This is a genomic window from Streptomyces sp. A01 (genome assembly GCF_059026195.1).
Genome location: NZ_JBWLKN010000011.1, coordinates 91317 through 107357, shown reverse-complemented (window position 1 = coordinate 107357; position 16041 = coordinate 91317). Strand labels below are relative to the sequence as shown.

22 protein-coding genes are annotated in these 16041 nt (G+C 69.3%); 9 read left to right on the top strand and 13 right to left on the bottom strand.

What is annotated here, in order from left to right; translation table 11 throughout:
- Positions 1-6 precede the first annotated feature (6 nt).
- Positions 7-849 carry an NAD(P)H-binding protein gene (locus tag AC5P1B_RS17070; protein ID WP_493888039.1) on the top strand — a complete coding sequence of 281 codons (843 nt, stop codon included), beginning with the start codon at positions 7-9 and terminating at the stop codon, positions 847-849.
- A gap of 79 nt (positions 850-928) precedes the next feature.
- On the opposite strand, the gene AC5P1B_RS17065 is transcribed toward AC5P1B_RS17070, so the two are convergent.
- Positions 929-1294, bottom strand: coding sequence for a cupin domain-containing protein (locus tag AC5P1B_RS17065; RefSeq protein WP_493888038.1), 366 nt, complete (start codon positions 1292-1294; stop codon positions 929-931).
- A gap of 71 nt (positions 1295-1365) precedes the next feature.
- On the opposite strand from AC5P1B_RS17065, the gene AC5P1B_RS17060 reads away from it, so the two are divergent.
- Complete coding sequence (locus AC5P1B_RS17060) at positions 1366-2385, top strand: helix-turn-helix domain-containing protein (protein ID WP_493888037.1); 1020 nt, start codon at positions 1366-1368, stop codon at positions 2383-2385.
- Between the two features lie 5 nt (positions 2386-2390).
- On the opposite strand, the gene AC5P1B_RS17055 is transcribed toward AC5P1B_RS17060, so the two are convergent.
- Entirely contained in the window at positions 2391-2777 is a 387-nt protein-coding gene (locus tag AC5P1B_RS17055) for a VOC family protein (RefSeq protein ID WP_493888036.1), read from the bottom strand.
- Positions 2778-2903: 126 nt separating this feature from the next.
- Positions 2904-3371, bottom strand: coding sequence for an ATP-binding protein (locus AC5P1B_RS17050; RefSeq protein WP_493888035.1), 468 nt, complete (start codon positions 3369-3371; stop codon positions 2904-2906).
- Between the two features lie 268 nt (positions 3372-3639).
- Between AC5P1B_RS17050 and AC5P1B_RS17045 the strand changes: the two genes are divergently transcribed.
- The 3 genes from AC5P1B_RS17045 to AC5P1B_RS17035 are packed head-to-tail and all read left to right on the top strand — an operon-like array spanning position 3640 to position 4870.
- Entirely contained in the window at positions 3640-4491 is an 852-nt protein-coding gene (locus AC5P1B_RS17045) for a helix-turn-helix domain-containing protein (RefSeq protein WP_493888034.1), read from the top strand.
- Between the two features lie 2 nt (positions 4492-4493).
- The gene (locus tag AC5P1B_RS17040) at positions 4494-4685 is read left to right on the top strand and encodes a DUF397 domain-containing protein (protein WP_493888033.1); all 192 of its coding nucleotides are present in this window, start codon (positions 4494-4496) and stop codon (positions 4683-4685) included.
- Entirely contained in the window at positions 4682-4870 is a 189-nt protein-coding gene (locus AC5P1B_RS17035) for a DUF397 domain-containing protein (protein WP_493888032.1), read from the top strand. The genes AC5P1B_RS17040 and AC5P1B_RS17035 overlap by 4 nt, the downstream gene beginning before the upstream one ends.
- Positions 4871-4923: 53 nt before the next feature.
- Here AC5P1B_RS17035 and AC5P1B_RS17030 read toward each other — a convergent pair whose 3' ends face one another.
- Positions 4924-6228: an alpha/beta hydrolase family protein gene (locus AC5P1B_RS17030; RefSeq protein WP_493888031.1), complete on the bottom strand. Its 1305-nt coding sequence runs from the start codon at positions 6226-6228 to the stop codon at positions 4924-4926.
- 85 nt (positions 6229-6313) lie between these two features.
- On the opposite strand from AC5P1B_RS17030, the gene AC5P1B_RS17025 reads away from it, so the two are divergent.
- Together AC5P1B_RS17025 and AC5P1B_RS17020 are read left to right on the top strand one after the other, a co-directional pair.
- Positions 6314-7294 carry a winged helix-turn-helix domain-containing protein gene (locus AC5P1B_RS17025; RefSeq protein ID WP_493888030.1) on the top strand — a complete coding sequence of 327 codons (981 nt, stop codon included), beginning with the start codon at positions 6314-6316 and terminating at the stop codon, positions 7292-7294.
- 75 nt (positions 7295-7369) lie between these two features.
- Complete coding sequence (locus tag AC5P1B_RS17020; RefSeq protein WP_493888029.1) at positions 7370-7840, top strand: cupin domain-containing protein; 471 nt, start codon at positions 7370-7372, stop codon at positions 7838-7840.
- A gap of 25 nt (positions 7841-7865) precedes the next feature.
- Here AC5P1B_RS17020 and AC5P1B_RS17015 read toward each other — a convergent pair whose 3' ends face one another.
- Positions 7866-8273: a winged helix-turn-helix transcriptional regulator gene (locus AC5P1B_RS17015; RefSeq protein ID WP_493888028.1), complete on the bottom strand. Its 408-nt coding sequence runs from the start codon at positions 8271-8273 to the stop codon at positions 7866-7868.
- 67 nt (positions 8274-8340) lie between these two features.
- Here AC5P1B_RS17015 and AC5P1B_RS17010 point away from each other — a divergent pair, with 67 nt between their 5' ends.
- A complete protein-coding gene (locus AC5P1B_RS17010) occupies positions 8341-9282 on the top strand; it encodes an NADP-dependent oxidoreductase (protein WP_493888027.1) in 942 nt (313 codons plus the stop codon).
- A 177-nt stretch (positions 9283-9459) separates the two neighbouring features.
- Here the strand turns inward: AC5P1B_RS17010 and AC5P1B_RS17005 are convergent, their stop codons facing one another.
- The 8 genes from AC5P1B_RS17005 to AC5P1B_RS16970 all read right to left on the bottom strand — a co-directional run bounded on the left by AC5P1B_RS17005 (position 9460) and on the right by AC5P1B_RS16970 (position 14407).
- The gene (locus AC5P1B_RS17005) at positions 9460-9849 is read right to left on the bottom strand and encodes a hypothetical protein (protein ID WP_493888026.1); all 390 of its coding nucleotides are present in this window, start codon (positions 9847-9849) and stop codon (positions 9460-9462) included.
- A 14-nt stretch (positions 9850-9863) separates the two neighbouring features.
- The gene (locus tag AC5P1B_RS17000; RefSeq protein WP_493888025.1) at positions 9864-10106 is read right to left on the bottom strand and encodes a DUF397 domain-containing protein; all 243 of its coding nucleotides are present in this window, start codon (positions 10104-10106) and stop codon (positions 9864-9866) included.
- A gap of 107 nt (positions 10107-10213) precedes the next feature.
- Complete coding sequence (locus tag AC5P1B_RS16995; RefSeq protein WP_493888024.1) at positions 10214-10816, bottom strand: DUF5753 domain-containing protein; 603 nt, start codon at positions 10814-10816, stop codon at positions 10214-10216.
- Between the two features lie 25 nt (positions 10817-10841).
- Entirely contained in the window at positions 10842-11687 is an 846-nt protein-coding gene (locus AC5P1B_RS16990; protein WP_493888023.1) for a helix-turn-helix domain-containing protein, read from the bottom strand.
- Positions 11688-11716: 29 nt separating this feature from the next.
- On the bottom strand, positions 11717-12241 hold the full coding sequence (locus tag AC5P1B_RS16985) for a DUF6879 family protein (protein ID WP_493888022.1): 525 nt from the start codon (positions 12239-12241) through the stop codon (positions 11717-11719).
- A complete protein-coding gene (locus AC5P1B_RS16980) occupies positions 12234-12443 on the bottom strand; it encodes a hypothetical protein (protein ID WP_493888021.1) in 210 nt (69 codons plus the stop codon). The genes AC5P1B_RS16985 and AC5P1B_RS16980 overlap by 8 nt, the downstream gene beginning before the upstream one ends.
- Before the next feature lie 138 nt (positions 12444-12581).
- The gene (locus AC5P1B_RS16975) at positions 12582-13361 is read right to left on the bottom strand and encodes a sulfite exporter TauE/SafE family protein (RefSeq protein WP_493888020.1); all 780 of its coding nucleotides are present in this window, start codon (positions 13359-13361) and stop codon (positions 12582-12584) included.
- A gap of 98 nt (positions 13362-13459) precedes the next feature.
- Positions 13460-14407, bottom strand: coding sequence for a TauD/TfdA family dioxygenase (locus AC5P1B_RS16970; RefSeq protein ID WP_493888019.1), 948 nt, complete (start codon positions 14405-14407; stop codon positions 13460-13462).
- Between the two features lie 305 nt (positions 14408-14712).
- On the opposite strand from AC5P1B_RS16970, the gene AC5P1B_RS16965 reads away from it, so the two are divergent.
- Positions 14713-15978, top strand: a complete 1266-nt coding sequence (locus AC5P1B_RS16965; RefSeq protein WP_493888018.1) for a cytochrome P450 family protein — start codon at positions 14713-14715, stop codon at positions 15976-15978.
- Positions 15979-16041 lie beyond the last annotated feature (63 nt).

Sequence of the window (16041 nt, the reverse complement as noted above, 5' to 3'; positions counted from 1 at the left end):
GGAGCCATGACAGAGAAAGACATCCTGGTCCTGGGCGGCACCGGCAAGACCGGCCGCCGGGTGGCAGAGCGCCTGACAGCGCGGGGCAAGACCGTGCGGGTCGCGTCGCGGTCCGCAGAGGGCGGGCGGCAGCCGTTCGTGTGGGAGGACGAGAAGACGTGGGGGCCCGCGCTTGCCGGGGTGGACGCCGTCTACGTCGTACCCCCTGGCGAGCTGACCAGCCCGGAGTCGATGGCGGCGGTGCGCGCCTTCACCAAGCGGGCGGTGGCCGGTGGCGTGCGGCGGCTCGTGCTGCTGTCGGCGCGCGAGGAAGAGCTGGAAATCGTGGACGCGCGGGCGGTGAGGGAGTCGGGGGTCGCCAGCTGGACGGTGCTGCGGCCGAGTTGGTTCGCGCAGAACTTCAGCGAGGACTTCCTCCTGGGGCCCGTCCTCGGCGGCGAGCTGCGCCTGACGACCGGTAGCGGCCGGGAGGCGTTCATCGACGTAGAGGACATCGCGGACGTCGCGGTGGCCGCGCTGACGGAGGACGGTCACGGCGGGCAGGTCTACGACCTCTCCGGGCCCCGCCTCATGACCTTCGGCGACGTGGTCGCCGAGATCGCCGCCGCGAGCGGCCGGGACATCCGCTACACCCCGGTCACCGACGAGCGGTTCACCGCTGACATGACGGCGGCCGGAGTACCGCCGGAGTTCATCGCGATGCTGCTGCGGCTGTTCGCGGTGACCAGGGACGGCAAGACCGACTACCTCTCGGACGGTGTCCAGCGGGCGCTGGGCCGCGAGCCGCGCGACATCAGCGACTACGTGAAGACGACGGCGGCGTCCGGCGTCTGGGCGGAACCGAAGTAGCGCGCCGCGCGCGCGTCAACGGGCCCTCGTCGCGGTGACGAGGGCCCATTCGCGGCTCAGAACCCGCCCCTGCCCCGGCTCAGCCCGTCTCAGCTGGACCGGCCAGCACGGTGATGCCGAGCATCCGCGCGCCCGTCTCGGTGCGCGGCCGGTGCCGACTGCCCGGGGCGAACACCACATACGCGCCGGGGCCGTGGCGTTCCCCGTCCTCGATCACCTCCCCGCTGAGGACGTAGTACCGCTCCTCGGTCGCGTGCACGTCGACTTCGGGCCACTCGGTGGCCGCCGCGAAGTCGATCAGCCAGCCACGGGCGTACGCGGTCCCCGGCAGCCTGCGGCGCACGATCCCGGGAGCCACCTCGGCGGGTTCGACCTCGTCAGCCTGGACGACGGTCTTCAGCTTGCTCGTCTTGCTCGTCATGCTCGTATCGGTGATGTCGCTCATGAGGCCACTGTGGGTCCGGTGCTGACACACAGGCGAAAGTCTGGAAAGACACCCAGAGGTATATTCCTGCCATGACTCGTCGTCGGGTGGTGGCGCTGCTCAACGAGCCGCAGTCGCCCTTCGAACTCGCCTGCGCCGCTGAGGTCTTCGGCACTCCCCGGCTGGAACTTCCCGTCCACGACGACTTCCAGGTGTGCGCCGAGCACCCCGGCCCGCTGCGGACCACGGTCGGCTACTCGATGCTCGTCGACGCGGGGCTGTCTGCCCTACGGACGGCGCACACCGTCATCGTCCCGGGCTGGCAGCCGCCCGGCGCGCCGGTACCGGCGGGCGTCCTGGACGAGCTGCGGGCCGCGCACAGGCGCGGGGCGCGGATCGCCGCCATCTGCACCGGCGCCTTCGTCCTGGCGCAAGCCGGACTGCTCGACGGGCGAAGCGCCACCACCCACTGGCGGCGGACCGCCCAGCTGGCCGCCGCCTTCCCCCAGGTGCGGGTCGACGCGGACGTGCTGTACGTGGACCACGGCGACGTGGCCACCAGCGCGGGTACCGGCGCCGGTATCGACCTGTGCCTGCACCTCGTACGCGCCGATCACGGCGCCGCGTATGCCGCCCAGATCGCCCGGCACATGGTCCTGCCGCCACACCGCGAGGGCAGCCAACTCCAGTACGCCACGCAGCCCGCGCCCGCCAGGGTGGACGAGTCACTGGCCCCACTGCTGGACTGGGCCACCGCCAGACTCGGCACACCGCTGACCGTGGACCGGCTCGCCGAGCGCGCCGGTGTGTCGGGCCGCACCCTCACCCGCCGGTTCGCCGAGCAACTTGGCACCAGCCCCGGACAGTGGCTGCTGGGCCAGCGCACCGACGCGGCACGCGCCCTGCTCGAACAGACCGCCCTTCCGGTCGAAGCCATCGCCACCCGCGTCGGGCTCGCCTCCGCCGTCAACCTGCGGCGCCGCTTCCGGGCCGCCCTGGGCACCACCCCCGGCGCGTACCGCCGGATCTTCGGCGGAACCGAAGCCGAGACCGGCACAGGGACCGGGGCCGCGCCGAGGCCGGAGCTTTCCCGCGCGCACGCGCGCGGGTAGGCGCCTCAAGCCGCCGGATACCAGCGCAGCTCGACGGTGTTGCTGTCGGGGTCGGTCACATACAGGGACACGGCGGTCCCCTGCGCCCCGAAGCGCTCCCCCGGCCCGTCAACGACCGTGAACGTGCCGGAGTCGATGACCTCCTGCCAGTCCAGCGGCTCGACCACCAGACAGATGTGATCGACGTTGGAGCCCTGCGGCGAGCCGTCCGGCGCCCGCACGAGGTCGATGATCATCGTCGGGCTCACCCGCACCGAGGGGAACGGCACCTTGCCCGCGCGCCACTCATCAACGCGGACCGGCTCAAGCCCGAGGGGCCCGCAGTAGAAGTCGAGGGAGCGCTCGACGTCGGTGACGTTGAGGACAAGGTGGTCGAAGCCGATCACGCGCATGGTTCCTCCGGGGGAGTTCAAGGGCTCAATGGCTTACGGGACGCGTACGTGCGGCCCTCTGGCCTGGGCATTCTATGGAGCCGCACGCGGCTGCCACGCTTGGCCTACGCGGGCCGACGTGGCCGGTCAGCGACCAGTCCCGAGGTCGAACTCGGCCCACACCTCCTTGCCGATGGTCCGCTCCCGTACGCCCCAACGGGTCGCGAGCGCCGCGACGATGACCAGCCCCCGCCCGTGCTTGTCACTGGGCGAGGGCGTGCGCGGACGCGGAAGACGTTCACCCCTCGGGTCGGTCACGGCGATCCGTAACGTCGTCTTGGTGAGCGTGAGCTGAACCCGGAAGAGCCGCCCCCGGATCACCCCATGCCGTATGGCGTTGCTCCCCAACTCGCAGACGACCAGCGCCGCGTCATCCGCGAGCGCGGGAAAGCCCCACTCGGCGACAAGCCGCGCCGTGCGCTTGCGGGCGATCCGCACACTGCCCGGCACGGGCGTGTAGTTGAGGCGGTCGGTGGCAAGGGCGGGTTGATCGGGTTCGCCGTCCGCGCTGGGGGGACCGTCGGAACCTTGCGGGTCTTGGGGCGCGAGCGTCATCGCACACCTCCGGGATCGGCCGGTGCTCGCGCGGTGATACGTCCTGGTGGCGTTGCCGCGTACGCCATGCCGGGCCTGGGCCTAGGCATGGCGGTAGCGGTGCACTTCCGTCTGTCGACGCCACTGTGCGAGCGGTTCGCTACCGAACGTAGCGCCCCTCTTCGGCTTCCATCAACCCCAACTGCCAGAAATCTTTCCGCCAGCACTGCTTGTGATACGGAGACGCTCGGCGGCAGACTGAGGCGACTCTCGGGAAGGTGATGGAACGATGACGGACAGTCGATCAAGCCGAGGTGTTTCGGTGTCGACAGTTCTTGGCCGAAGGCTGGGCGGCGAACTACTCCGTCTCCGCGAGGGGTGCGGGCTAAAGCAGCCTCACGCGGCAGAAGCTTTGGGCTCTTCCATTGCCAAAGTCGCGAAGATGGAACGCGGTTGGGTACCCATGCGCGATCTCGACGTACGCGCCCTGTGCGAGCTCTACGGCTTGCACGGCTCCTCAGCTGCCAAGGAGTTGCTGGAGTTAGCCAAACTCGATCGTGAGCTGCGCAAGGCGAAGGGCTGGTGGAATGACGTACCTCTCACTCCGACCATGAGGGAGTATGTGCCCCTGGAGAACGCGGCAACGATCATTAGAGCATGGCAGCTTTCGTACATTCCTGGCTTGCTACAGACGGCCGATTATGTGCGCGCACTGAACAGTGACGAGCAGTTCGTCATGACGAGGATCGCACGGCAAAGGCGGCTTGCCGACGACCCTCCGCTGTTGGTGCGAGCTGTGATCTCCGAGGCTGCTCTTCGGAATGTTGTCGGCGGCGCGGAAGTAATGCGGGAGCAGTTGGAGCACCTGGATGCCGTCTCCCAGAGACCGAACGTCAGTGTCCACGTGCGCCCCTTCACCTCCGGGGGCCACCCCATGCTGTCTGGCTCGTTCAACATCCTCTCGCTTGCCGAGCCCGGGGCCCTGGACGTGGCCTACGTGGAAGTCCCCTCCACTCATCTGTGGATCGAGGACAAGAAGGGAGCCGCCCTACACGATGAGCTATTCGAATCGATTGCTCATGGAGCTCTTGATGAGGGCGAATCTCGAACGTTCATCGCCGACATGAAGAAAGACCTGTGACCATGCCTGAGTTCGAGTACCACAAGTCCAGCTACAGCGACGGCGTCCGCGAGTGCGTCGAGGTGGCCACCAACATTCCCCACACCATCGCCGTACGCGACTCCAAGGACCCGCGCGGCCCAGCACTCCGCTTCAATCCGAGCGCCTGGGCGGACTTCACCGAAGCGATTTCGGAAGGACGGTTCGGCGTATGACGTCCTTTGGGTTCCGCAAGTCCAGCTACAGCACCCCGGACCACGAATGCGTCGAGGTAGCCACCAACATCCCCCACACCGTCGCCGTGCGCGACTCCAAGGACCCGCAGGGTCCAGCGCTCCACTTCGAGCCTGCCGCCTGGGCGGCATTCGCCGCCGACGTCGCGGCGGGCCGGTTCGAGTAGGGCGAAGAGGGGCCCTCACGAGGACCCCTCTGCCGTGAGCCAGCACAAGCTGGTCAGCAAAGCGCCAACTGGCGGCCAAAGAACGCGCGCACCTGGTCGCGGACCTCGGCCACCGCGATGTCCGGGGCGACCGTGCCCACGAGCCTGTTGCGGGCGTCCTCGCTCATGAGACCGGCGGCCTGCAATTGCGGGGCCATGGCGGCGTAGTCGGTGAAGACCCAGTGCATGGCATGGTCGATCCCCCATCGGCGGGCGCGCCCCCGCCGATGGGAGAGCATGGCCGACCAGGAGAGATCCAACGCTTTCTTCTCCGCTTCCTTGCCGATGAAGCCCTCGCTTTCCAGCAGGAGCAAGGGACGGTCCACCCCGTAGCGGGCGACCGGGAACAACTCGCCGACCTTGCCGGGCGTCTGCGGCGTGTAGTCCAGATAGCCCTCCATATTGACCACCGCGTGAATGCGGCGGTCCTCGTACATGGCCTCGGCCGCCGTCGTACCGCCTGCCGAGTGGCCGTAGACGCCCACCCGCCGCAGGTCCAGCGCCCGGCCGAGGTGCTGCGGCACGGCGCGTCCCGCCGCGTCCGGGTTTCGCCCGGCCGCCAGTTCCGCCAACTGGTCCAGTACGAACCGGGTGTCCGCGATCCGCGTTTCGATCGCGGTGCGGAACTGGCTCGCGTCCGCCCGGGGGTCTCCCCGGAAGACGGTCTCGCGGACCTTGTCGGGGCGGAAGGCCGTGGTGACGGGAAACTCGACGGCACTGGCGTCACCGGGGTGATCGATGCTCACCACGACATAGCCGTGACTGGCCAGATCTTCGGCGAGTCCCGTGCCGAGAGTGCGCGGGTCAAGACCTCCCGGGCTGTACAGCAGCACCGGTCGCCGGACGGCCTGGGCGGGCGCGTTCGCGTACGAATGGGTTGTGGTGGCTGCCCAGTCGACGCCGGATTTCGGCAGGTCGTGCACGTGGACGTCGATGTCACCGAACGACGCGGCCGCGCCCGGGGTCATCTGGTGAGCGACCGGAAAGCCGTGCACGGTGCGGGCCGGATAGAACACCGTGACCATCAGTTCCCGGACGGGAAACCGGCTCCACGGGTCGCGTCTGCACTGGTCGACCAGATACAGCGTGGCGACCCCGGTCCTGTGCGGCCCGGTCGGCACCGGCAACCGCAGGGTGCGGTCGCCCGCAGCCCATGCCTGCGTACCACCGCCTCCGCCGCCGAGCAGCAGCGCAGTGGCCAGCACGGCCGATTTAGTGACGGTCCGCCGTGGAATCATGGTCTCGCTCTCCCCTGTGCCGCTGTGATCGATGTCCTTGCGCCTTCCGGCAACCCCTGAGTGAATGAGGGGATATGCCATGCGCTGAATGCTGGCGGTCGGGGGGAGGACGGGCGATGGTTTAGGGCTCGTCCGAAACGATGGCGAAGCACCGCCGGGGAGAGTAGTGATCCGGATACATTTCACGGCCGCCGACTTCGCCCGAGTCCGGTTCGCGCCCCGTCCCGCTCCGCTGCAAGCGCTGAACACAGCGCTGATGATGATGGTCCAGCCCCGCGACGAGCTGCTTTTCGGCCGGTGGAGACGGCGCGTACTCCGTTCCCTGCCGGTCACCGCCCTGCCGCTGGCGGACCTCGTACCGGCGGCGGAACCCCCCTGTTTCATCGACGAGTTCAGCGACACTTTGCAGGACGGATTGGACAACGTCCGGTCTGCGAACCCGGAGCTGGTCCGCTCCGAGATCGAGCGCGTGTACGCCAGGCACACGGCCCCCGCGCCGCTGTGGGTCCGTGATCTGCACCGAGGCGACGCTGACGCGTGGCAGCCCCTCCTCCGCGCCCAGCACGCGGCGTTCGAGACGGTCGTACGGCCTGTGTGGTCCCTGGTGCAGGACCTGCACCAGGCGGAGTTCACCCGCCACGCGCTGACCGTGGCCGAGCACGGCATCGGCTCCGCACTGACCCGGCTCCTTCCCGGTGCCCGGCTGCGCGACGGCGTCTGGACACTCGACGCACCCGGCGAGCGGGACATCACCCTGCGCGGACGCGGCATGGTGCTTGTGCCCACCTTCCACTGGACCGGCCATCCCCTCATCTCGGACCAGCCCGGCAGCCCCCTGTTCCTGACCTACCCGGCCGGTCCAGGGCTGCCGCCCCTGCCGACCGGGGCGGGCGGCACGAACGACGCCCTGGCCGGGGTGCTCGGGCGGACCCGCCGCGACATGTTGCTCCTGCTCGCGGAGGAGCACACGACCAGCGAGCTCGCCCGACGGCTGCGCGTCAGCAACGCCACCGCCTCCACCCACGCCACCGCACTGCGCGGCGCGGGCCTGATCACCACGGTCCGCGCCGGACGGGCGGTCCTGCACCAGCGCACCGCCCTGGGGAGCTTGCTCGTTCAGCGACGTACGTGGGACGCGGGAGGCTGACAGCGCAGGCGCGTGGCGTACGTTCGCCGACCCGGTTAAGCGCGCGTCCGCCGGGCGCTCTGGCAAGATCGAGGAATGATCGAACAGAGCCCCGAACCACGCCCGTTGCTCCACCGTCCCGAGGACGGTGAGCTGATCGACGTCGCGGGAGTGCAGCACTTCTTCCGGCTGACCGCCGAGCACACCGAAGGTCACTTCGCCATGGAGGAGTTCACCCTGGCGCCGGGCATCGTCGGCGCCCGGCCGCATGTACACGGGGCGCACGACGAGTACTTCTACGTCCTGGAGGGTGAGCTGACCCTTCACAACGGGGACGGGGAGATCAGCGTAGGGGCAGGGCACCTGCTGGCCGCCGCGCGCGGGACGCCACACGGTTTCCGTAACGCCAGCGAGAAGACCGTGCGGGGCCTGTGCCTCTACACCCCCGCCGGATACGAGGGCTACTTCCGTGACGTGCACGCCGCCATGGCGGCGGGCGCGGAGATCACCGACGAACTCCTCGTCGAGTTCCGCAGCCGCTACGACACCACCGCGCACCCGGCGTGAGCCAACCGGACGTGAGCCGACCCGTTCAGACCGGCTTCAGCTCACGGGCCGCCCGCTCGTCGTAGCGCCCCTGTGCGGACTGGATGTCGGTCATGTGCGTCTCGGACCAGGCGCGGATCGCGTCCATCAGTCCCGCGACGTTCTCGCCGAGTTCGGTGAGGCTGTACTCCACCCGGGGCGGAACGCTCGGGTAGACCGCCCGGTGGACCAGCCCGTTGCGCTCCAGCTCGCGCAGCGTCCGCGTGAGCATTTTCTGGGTGATGCCGTCCAGCCGGCGGCGCAGTTCACCGAACCGCTTGGTGCCGGGGCGCAAAGCGCCGATGGTCAGGCAGACCCATTTGCTGGCGAGGAAGTCAAGGACCGCACGGGAGGCACAGTCGCGGAGGTACGCGTCAGCGCCACCGTAGGACCGCAGGTCAGGGATGGTATCCATGAGGTACCTAGATACCAATCAGGTGCCTTCTATGCAAGGGATACCACCGCCCACGATCCTTGATCACATGACAGCGACCATGCGAAGTGTGCAGCAGGAAACCCTCGGCGGCCCGGAAGTCCTGCGCCTGATCGAGACCGAACGCCCCACCCCCGACGCGACCGAGATCCTGGTCGACGTACGTGCCGCGGGCGTCAATCCCGTCGACTGGAAGATCCGGCAGGACGGGCACTGGCTCACCCCGCCCTTCTCCGTCGGCTGGGACGTCTCCGGCGTGGTGGCGGCGGTGGCGCCGGGCGAGAGCCGCTTCTCGGTCGGTGACGAGGTCTACGGGATGCCGCGCTTCCCGGCCGCCGCCGGTGGTTACGCCGAGTATGTCGTGGGGCCCTCACGCCACTTCGCGCTGAAGCCGAAGAGCCTGGACCACGTTGCGGCCGCCGCTCTGCCGCTCGCCGCGCTGACGGCCTGGCAGGCGCTGGTGGACATCGCGCGGATACGCCCGGGGCAGCGGGTGCTCATCCACGCCGCGGCCGGTGGCGTCGGGCACCTGGCGATCCAGATCGCCAAGGCCCATGGGGCGTACGTCATCGGCACGGCCAGCGCGGGCAAGCACGAGGTGCTGCGGCAGCTCGGGGCGGACGAGCTGATCGACTACACATCGCAGGACTTCGCCGAGGTCGTACGGGACGTAGACGTTGTTCTTGACCTGATCGGCGGCGAGTACGAGGACCGTTCCGTGCGGACCCTGCGTGCGGGAGGTCTTCTCATCAACGTCCCGAACCCGTTCGGGGTCGAGGAGACCGCGGCGAAGGCCGCTGCGGCGGGCGCGCGGGGCAGCGCGGTCCTCGTGGCGCCGGACCACACCGCGTTGGAGCAGATCGCCGCACTCGTGGACGAGGGCAAGCTGCGGCCTCTGATCGCCGAGACGTTCCCGCTCGCGGACGTGGCGAAGGCGCACGAGCTGGGCGAGAGCAACCGTACGACCGGGAAGATCGTCCTGACCCTCTGATCCGGTCATGCCCGGGCGACGGCCCACCGCCCCGTGGCCACCTTCGGTCACGTCAGGCGGCGTGGATGAGCAGGGGCCCAGGGAACCACCCCCGGGCCCCCTCATCCGGTCGTCGGGTCATTCGCTCACCCGGTGCGGAAAGCCGTTCCCCGCTTGCCTGTCGCGGGGAGGGGGCAACTACCGCAACGGACACGGGATGCCGGGGTCGGCCCGGTTCGGGCAGGACACCAGGGCCAGCGAGAGGAACCGCGTCCCCCCGAGGTAGAACCCCAACGAGACGTCACCACCCCAGCCCAGCGTCTCCGCCGCCAAGATGGTGCGCGTCTCCAGCGGCGGTTGAAGCCGGTCCACCGCGACGCTCTCCTCCACCCGTTCCGCCAGCCACGCCGCCGCCTCGCGCGGTTCGTCGCGGGTGGTGCGGATCAGCCGCGCGGGCTTACGCAGCCAGTGCGCGACCTGGAGCGGCGGAAGCTCCGACGCGGCGAATGCCGGGCTCTCCGGGCGGCGGTCGCCTTCCCGGTCGTAGTCCGACTTCTGCCCGGCCCACGCATAGGCGTGGTAGTGCACGGCCCCGCCGCCGGTCAGGCGGAGAGGCCGAACCGGGCGGGCTCGATACCGGCGAGAAGCAACTCCTCAGCGGTGAAGCGCAGCGGCGCAGCGCCGGGCCGCTTGCTGTCGCCGAGGGCGTACGCACCATCCACGCCGGGAATCGGCGCCAGCGTCACACAGGTCTCCGGCGCGTCGGGCGGGTTGCCGCCGCAGGCGTGCGGGCCGCTGAACCTGGCGCCCGTCAGGTCGAGTTCGTAGAGGTCGAGAGGTGCCATGAGGGTGACCTTCCTGCTCGGCGGTCGCTCGTCCGCGCCGCGTTGAACAGGAAGGTACGAAGCAGAAACGATGGGCTTCTACCGGTTTGCGGGAACTTGCGCGGGGTTCACCCGAGTGCGGTGCGCGCGTCCTCGATGAGCGCACGCGCGCGCTCGTCGTAGACGGCCATCTTGGCGAGTTCGGCGTGGGTACGGGCGTAGATGGCGATCTCGGTCGGCTCGGTGACGGTGACCTTCCCTGTGATCAGTTCGTGTGTCACCTCGCTCTCGTCGAAGATCCAGAACCCGGCCAGTGGTCGCATAGGGCGGTCGGCGTTCATCGGGATGATCCCGAACGTCACACGCGGCAGGGACGCGGACACCGCGAGGTGGTCGAGCTGCCCGGCCATGACCTCCGCCCCACCGATGCGAGCGCGCAGCACCCACTCCTCAATGAGCAGCGTGAACTGACGGTCCCCTTCATGCAGGACACGTTGCCGGTCCATCCGGGCGACCACCGCTTCCTCGGTGTCGTCATGCATGCCCTCGAAGGCGATGATCGCGCCCATCACCGCAGTGGCGTACGCGGGCGTTTGGAGCAGTCCCGGCACGAGGTGTGACTGATAACAGCGGAACAGCTTGGTCTGTTGCTCCTTCGGGGCCAGGGCTTCCTGTAGTGGGCGCAGGCCCTGCTTCGTCTTGAGCGACCAGGCCGAGTACGTTTCATTCATCGCAATGCCCCTCTTTCGTGCCTCACTACAAGGCGTTGATAGCTGAGGTGATGACGGTACGGGCCTCTGCCCCGTACACAGCGAATGTGCTCAGCGCGCGGAACGTCTGTGCGTACATGGCGATTTCGCGGGGCTGGGTGATCGTCAGGTATGCCGACACCAGTTCCACGTTGACTTGCGCTTCGTCATAGATCCAGAAGTCCTCAACCGGCCAGTGGGCGGTCCGATCGACATGCTGCGGAATAATCCCCAAACTGATCGACGGTAACGACGCCGCGACAAGAAGGTGGCCGAGCTGCGCGGCCATCGTTTCGGCTCCGCCGATCCGGCTGCGCAGAACGCTCTCTTCCAGGAGGATGGCGAAACGGTGATCTCCCTCGTAAATGACGTGTCGCTTCTCGACGCGAACACGCACGGCCGCGTCAAGGTCATCGGGCAGCTCTCTGCGGTCCCTGATCGATGACAGCACGGCCCGGATGTAATCGGTCGTTTGCAACGGCCCGGGAATCAACCAAGAGGCGTAAGCACGGAACTGCTTCGTCCGCTGCCACAGGGGGAGTACCGACTCCTGAGCTCTCCTCAGCCCCGACTGCTCCATCCGCTGCCACTCGATGTACATACCCTCAACGCCCCGAGCTGTGGCGATGAGGTCAGCGGCCTGATCCTGCGCTCCACATAGCGAGGTCCAGACGCGGATGTCGTCCTCCGACGGCGCGGCTCTGCCGTTCTCGACGCGGGAACACTTCGACTCATGCCAACCCGCGCGCTCGGCCAGTGCTCGCGCGGTGAGCCCGGATTCCTTCCGGACCTCGCGGAGACGCTGACCGAGGGCCTGCCTTGCGGCTTGGACACTGGATGATGGAGACGACACGGTCCTAGTTTGCTGGTTCCCCGCGCCCGTCAGACCGGATGGTACTCAGCGTGCGGTGTCGCCCTCTCCCATACGGACTCGAACGCCGTCGCGCACAGCTTCACCACTGCCGGGTCGGTGATCAGTTCCTTATCGTGCCCCGGCGTCCACTCGCCGTCTCCGTTGAAATGGTTGACGAGCAGAGTTTCCCCGTCGAACAACCAGAAGTCGTTCCCGGGAAGCGCCAGATCGGTGGCCCGACGCCGGGGGAGCCAGCGCACTTGCTCCCCCGCACCGACATTCATGTCCGTGACCTCGTATTCAAAGCGGATGTACTCACTCACCGGTTCGGACACGATACGAGCGCGCCGCACCTCGACCCCTCGGCCGGTGGCCTCTCCCATGAGGTCCAGCCACGGCTGCCACTCAGGATCAGCCGCATGGTCAATGCCGCTGTCCTTCTGCCAGGCGATGAACATGGGGTCGCTTCGCATATAGCCGTCGCGCATTTCCAAGTGCAGCGCCGACCTCTGACAGTCGCGGAACAACTCCTCGAACGCCGGTACCTCAGCCACCGTCGACCTCCGGGAAGAACTGCATCATGCGCTTCGGGATGCGCAGCACGGTCTCGTGCGCGGGTACGTCGCCAACCTCGGCCAGCGCCTGCTGATCGGTGATCCGCCACCCCTGGATGACGTAAGTGTCGCCGTCATCCCACACCGTCGGAGATCCATTGACAGGACTCTCCGGGTCCTTGCCCAAGAACGTCATAGCCATGCGAGCCTCCCGCTCAGTCGGCGATCACCGAGGACACACTTGCCGACAACGCACAGTCACCGCCACCGACTTGCGGAAACTTGCGCCACGAAGATCACCACAGCCGCGAAATCAAGCCACCCGCCAGCTCAAGCCCCCTCAAGCCCCCCACTGGTCGTACCCCAGCTTGCAGACCAGCGTCACCACGACCACCACCAGCACGCCCCGTACGAAACCGCTCCCCCGCTTCAGTGCCATCCGTGCGCCGACCATGCCGCCCGCCAGGTTGAAGCAGGCCATCGGGGCGGCGATGGACCAGATCACGGCGCCCTGGGCGGTGAACATGATCAGGGCGCCCAGGTTGGTGCAGGTGTTGACGACCTTCGTCGTGGCGGAGGCGGTGACCAGGTCCATGTGGAGGATCGCGGCCAGGGCGATGACCAGGAACGTGCCGGTGCCCGGGCCGATCAGGCCGTCGTAGAAGCCGATGCCCAGGCCCGCCACGCCGATGGCCAGCAGGACGCGCCGCCGGGTCACCGGGCCGGTGCCGGGGGCCGCGCCGAAGGCCGGGCGGAAGAGGACGAAGGCGAGGACGGCCAGCAGGATCACCATGATCAGCGGGCGCAGCACATCGCTGTTGATGCCTGCGGCGAAGAACGCGCCGCCCAGCGAGCCCGCTACGGCCGCCAGGCCGATGCGGATGGCGGTCGGCACGTCCACCGGGGCTTTGCGTACGTACGTGACGGCCGCCGCCGAGGTGCCGACGATGGCGACCGCCTTGTTCGTGCCGAGGACATGGGCGGCGGGTACGTGCGGGAGGCCCACCAGCAGGGCCGGGAGCTGGAGGAGGCCGCCGCCGCCCACCACCGCGTCGATCCAGCCGGCAGCGGCCGCCGCCAGGCACAGCGCGGCCAGCGTCAGCAGGGATATGTCGTGCATCGTCGCCTTTCCGGCGGTCGTCCGACCGTCGTCGATCCAGCCCGGGAGCCCGGGAGCCCGGGAGCGAGGACGACGCGGCCCTGGCCGGAGGCCAGGCGTCAGCCGTTGGTCTCGCGCGCGTAGCAACGGCGCAGCCAGCGCGCGTTGTCGGGCGCGGCGGGCTCGAAGGGGAGCCGCCGGTGCATCACCCTACGGTTGTCGAAGATCTGGAAGCCGCCCGCCTCCACCGTGACCGGCACGCCTTCCATGCCCGCCACGCACTCCTCGAACTGGGCCAGCGCCGCGTGCGCCGTCGCCGTCCGGCCGGTGACTCGGCCGGGGCCGTAGCGCAGGCCGGTGTTTCCGTCGGGGAGGGTCCACAGCATGGGGACGCCCGTACGCGCCAGGGGCTTTCCGCTGTCTCCCGCCGCGTACGACTCGGGGGCGCTGACGTCGAACCTCGGCCGCCGCAGCTCCTCGACCGTGTCGGCGGGGAGTGCGGCGAGCACCGTGTCCACCGACAGGAGCCCGGTCGGCACGCGCTCCGTGTTGCGCATGCCGTAGAAGGAGAGGAAGTGCGGGATGGCCTCGGCGGGGGCGGCGCCCGGGCGGTGGTCGAGTACCGAGTCGTCCGTGTGCCAGCCGAGGCCCTGCGCGTAACCCCAGGAGGTCTGGGTGCGGGCCGAGTCGGCGCGGGGGGCGACGTTGCGGATGAGGCGGCCGTCGTTCTCCCACCGGTACGCGACGGGGGCCAGGCCCAGGAGCCGCAGCAGGCCGAAGTGGACGAGGTTGGGGATGGTCAGCTGGGACTCGTCGCAGAAGCCGTGGCGTGGTGTGGGCACGGGGCGCGCCATCTGCGGGAGGTCGGCGAGTGCCAGCCAGGGGGCGGGCGCGCTGCGCCACTGGGCGAGCTGTTCCAGGGTCTCGGCGGGCAACTGGGCGCGGAGCATGCGGGCACCGTGCTCCAGGTAGTGCTCCGGGTCCGCGTCGGGGACGGGCGGGTACGGGGCGTGGGGGGTCGCGGCGGGGCTTAGCGTGTCGAGGGACCCGGCCGGTATGGCAGTCATGATCACGAGCGTAGGAACGCGGGAGCGCCGCGTTCGCGAACCGTGGAACTCTTGAGCTAGTTCTGAGGTTCGCCTTACTCCCTCCGGCGTCCTGTCTGTCCCGCTTCTGCCCGGCTTCCGTCCCGCTTCTGCCCGGCTTCTGCCCGGCTTCCGTCCGGCTTCGATCCGGCTTCCGTCCGGCTCGGCGCGACCCCGGTTGCCGCTTCCTCTTCTGCCCGATTTTGGTCAACTCCGCGCCGGTACGCCCCCGTTACGCTGGCCCTGCCGGTTCCGCAACGCGTCAGCGCCGTATACGGAGGCCATCGATGACCGAACGCTGCCCCGTCCCGCTGCCTCTCCCGCACCGTCTCGACCCCGGCGGCGCCGACCAGCACGGCGTCAACGCCCGGCTGCGCGACCACGGTGCCGCCGTGCCGGTGGTGCTGCCCGGTGAGGTGGGCGCGTACGCCGTCGTCCGGCATGAGGCGCTGAGGGAGTTCCTCGGTGACCCCGCCGTGGCGAAGGACGTCTGCCACTTCGCGGCGATGCGGAACGGGGAGCTCCCCCGGGGCTGGCCGCTGGCCGCGTTCGCCGTCGCGCCGGGCATGAGTACCGCTGACGGTGCCGACCACCGGCGGCTGCGCGGCCTGGTGACCAGGGTGCTCACGCCGCGCCGCGTGGACGCGCTGCGTCCACGCGTCGCTGAGCGCGCCCGACGGTTGCTCGACGCTCTGGCCTCGGCGGCGGCCTCGGCACCGGAGGGGGTGGTCGATCTGCGGGAGCACTTCGCCCTGCCGCTGCCGCTCGGCGTGATCTGCGAACTCCTCGGGATCGATCCGGACTATGAGGCCCGGCTGCACGAACTGTCGCACGACGTCGTCAGCACCACGTCCACCCCGGAGCGGGCCAAGGCCGCGAATCAGGGAATGGTCGGCATCCTGTCGCGGGTGGCGGCCGACCGCAGGGCCGCGCCGGGGGACGATCTGACCAGCGCGCTGATCGCCGCCCGCGAGGAGGATGATGACCGGCTCAGCGAAGAGGAGCTGGTCGCCACCCTGCTGTTGCTGGTCATCGCCGGGCACGAGACCACGCTGCATCTGATCAGCAACGCGGTCCGTGCCCTGTGCGGCCACCGCGATCAGCTCGCGCTCGTCGTGTCAGGGGCGGTCGGCTGGGGCGCCGTGGTCGAGGAGACGCTGCGTTACGACAGCCCGGTCGGCTTCTTCCCCTTCCGCTACCCCACCGCCGATGTGCCGGTCGGCGACGCGGTCATTCCGCGCGGGGCCCCGGTGCTGGCCTCGTACAGCGCCGCCGGGCGTGATCCGCTGGCGTACGGGCCAGGCGCCGACCGGTTCGATGTGACGCGCGACACCAACGTGCGGCATCTGTCCTTCGGACACGGGGCGCACTTCTGCCTCGGTGCTCCCCTGGCCCGTATGGAGGCCACGATCGCGCTGGAGGCGCTGTTCGGGCGGTTCCCCGGTCTTGAGCTGGCGGTGCCCGAGGCGGAGCTGCCGCCGCATGCGAGCTTCATCGGCAACAGCACGGAGACGCTTCCGGTCCGGCTCACAGGCGGCGGCCGCCCGCGCTGAGGGCAGCGTTGCCTGGGGGAAACGACGGTGATGCGGTCGGGTAACAGCGGCAGCGCACGCTGC

What these genes read in the sequence shown, in the direction of transcription:
- AC5P1B_RS17035 (WP_493888032.1), top strand. Translation starts at nt 4,682, where the DNA reads ATGACGTCCTTTGGGTTCCGCAAGTCCAGCTACAGCACCCCGGACCAC.
- AC5P1B_RS17045 (WP_493888034.1), top strand. Translation starts at nt 3,640, where the DNA reads ATGACGGACAGTCGATCAAGCCGAGGTGTTTCGGTGTCGACAGTTCTT.
- AC5P1B_RS17065 (WP_493888038.1), bottom strand. Translation starts at nt 1,294, where the DNA reads ATGAGCGACATCACCGATACGAGCATGACGAGCAAGACGAGCAAGCTG.
- AC5P1B_RS17070 (WP_493888039.1), top strand. Translation starts at nt 7, where the DNA reads ATGACAGAGAAAGACATCCTGGTCCTGGGCGGCACCGGCAAGACCGGC.
- AC5P1B_RS16995 (WP_493888024.1), bottom strand. Translation starts at nt 10,816, where the DNA reads ATGAATGAAACGTACTCGGCCTGGTCGCTCAAGACGAAGCAGGGCCTG.
- AC5P1B_RS17060 (WP_493888037.1), top strand. Translation starts at nt 1,366, where the DNA reads ATGACTCGTCGTCGGGTGGTGGCGCTGCTCAACGAGCCGCAGTCGCCC.
- AC5P1B_RS17040 (WP_493888033.1), top strand. Translation starts at nt 4,494, where the DNA reads ATGCCTGAGTTCGAGTACCACAAGTCCAGCTACAGCGACGGCGTCCGC.
- AC5P1B_RS17055 (WP_493888036.1), bottom strand. Translation starts at nt 2,777, where the DNA reads ATGCGCGTGATCGGCTTCGACCACCTTGTCCTCAACGTCACCGACGTC.
- AC5P1B_RS17050 (WP_493888035.1), bottom strand. Translation starts at nt 3,371, where the DNA reads ATGACGCTCGCGCCCCAAGACCCGCAAGGTTCCGACGGTCCCCCCAGC.
- AC5P1B_RS16970 (WP_493888019.1), bottom strand. Translation starts at nt 14,407, where the DNA reads ATGACTGCCATACCGGCCGGGTCCCTCGACACGCTAAGCCCCGCCGCG.
- AC5P1B_RS17015 (WP_493888028.1), bottom strand. Translation starts at nt 8,273, where the DNA reads ATGGATACCATCCCTGACCTGCGGTCCTACGGTGGCGCTGACGCGTAC.
- AC5P1B_RS16965 (WP_493888018.1), top strand. Translation starts at nt 14,713, where the DNA reads ATGACCGAACGCTGCCCCGTCCCGCTGCCTCTCCCGCACCGTCTCGAC.
- AC5P1B_RS16975 (WP_493888020.1), bottom strand. Translation starts at nt 13,361, where the DNA reads ATGCACGACATATCCCTGCTGACGCTGGCCGCGCTGTGCCTGGCGGCG.
- AC5P1B_RS17030 (WP_493888031.1), bottom strand. Translation starts at nt 6,228, where the DNA reads ATGGCATATCCCCTCATTCACTCAGGGGTTGCCGGAAGGCGCAAGGAC.
- AC5P1B_RS17010 (WP_493888027.1), top strand. Translation starts at nt 8,341, where the DNA reads ATGACAGCGACCATGCGAAGTGTGCAGCAGGAAACCCTCGGCGGCCCG.
- AC5P1B_RS17020 (WP_493888029.1), top strand. Translation starts at nt 7,370, where the DNA reads ATGATCGAACAGAGCCCCGAACCACGCCCGTTGCTCCACCGTCCCGAG.
- AC5P1B_RS16980 (WP_493888021.1), bottom strand. Translation starts at nt 12,443, where the DNA reads ATGGCTATGACGTTCTTGGGCAAGGACCCGGAGAGTCCTGTCAATGGA.
- AC5P1B_RS17000 (WP_493888025.1), bottom strand. Translation starts at nt 10,106, where the DNA reads ATGGCACCTCTCGACCTCTACGAACTCGACCTGACGGGCGCCAGGTTC.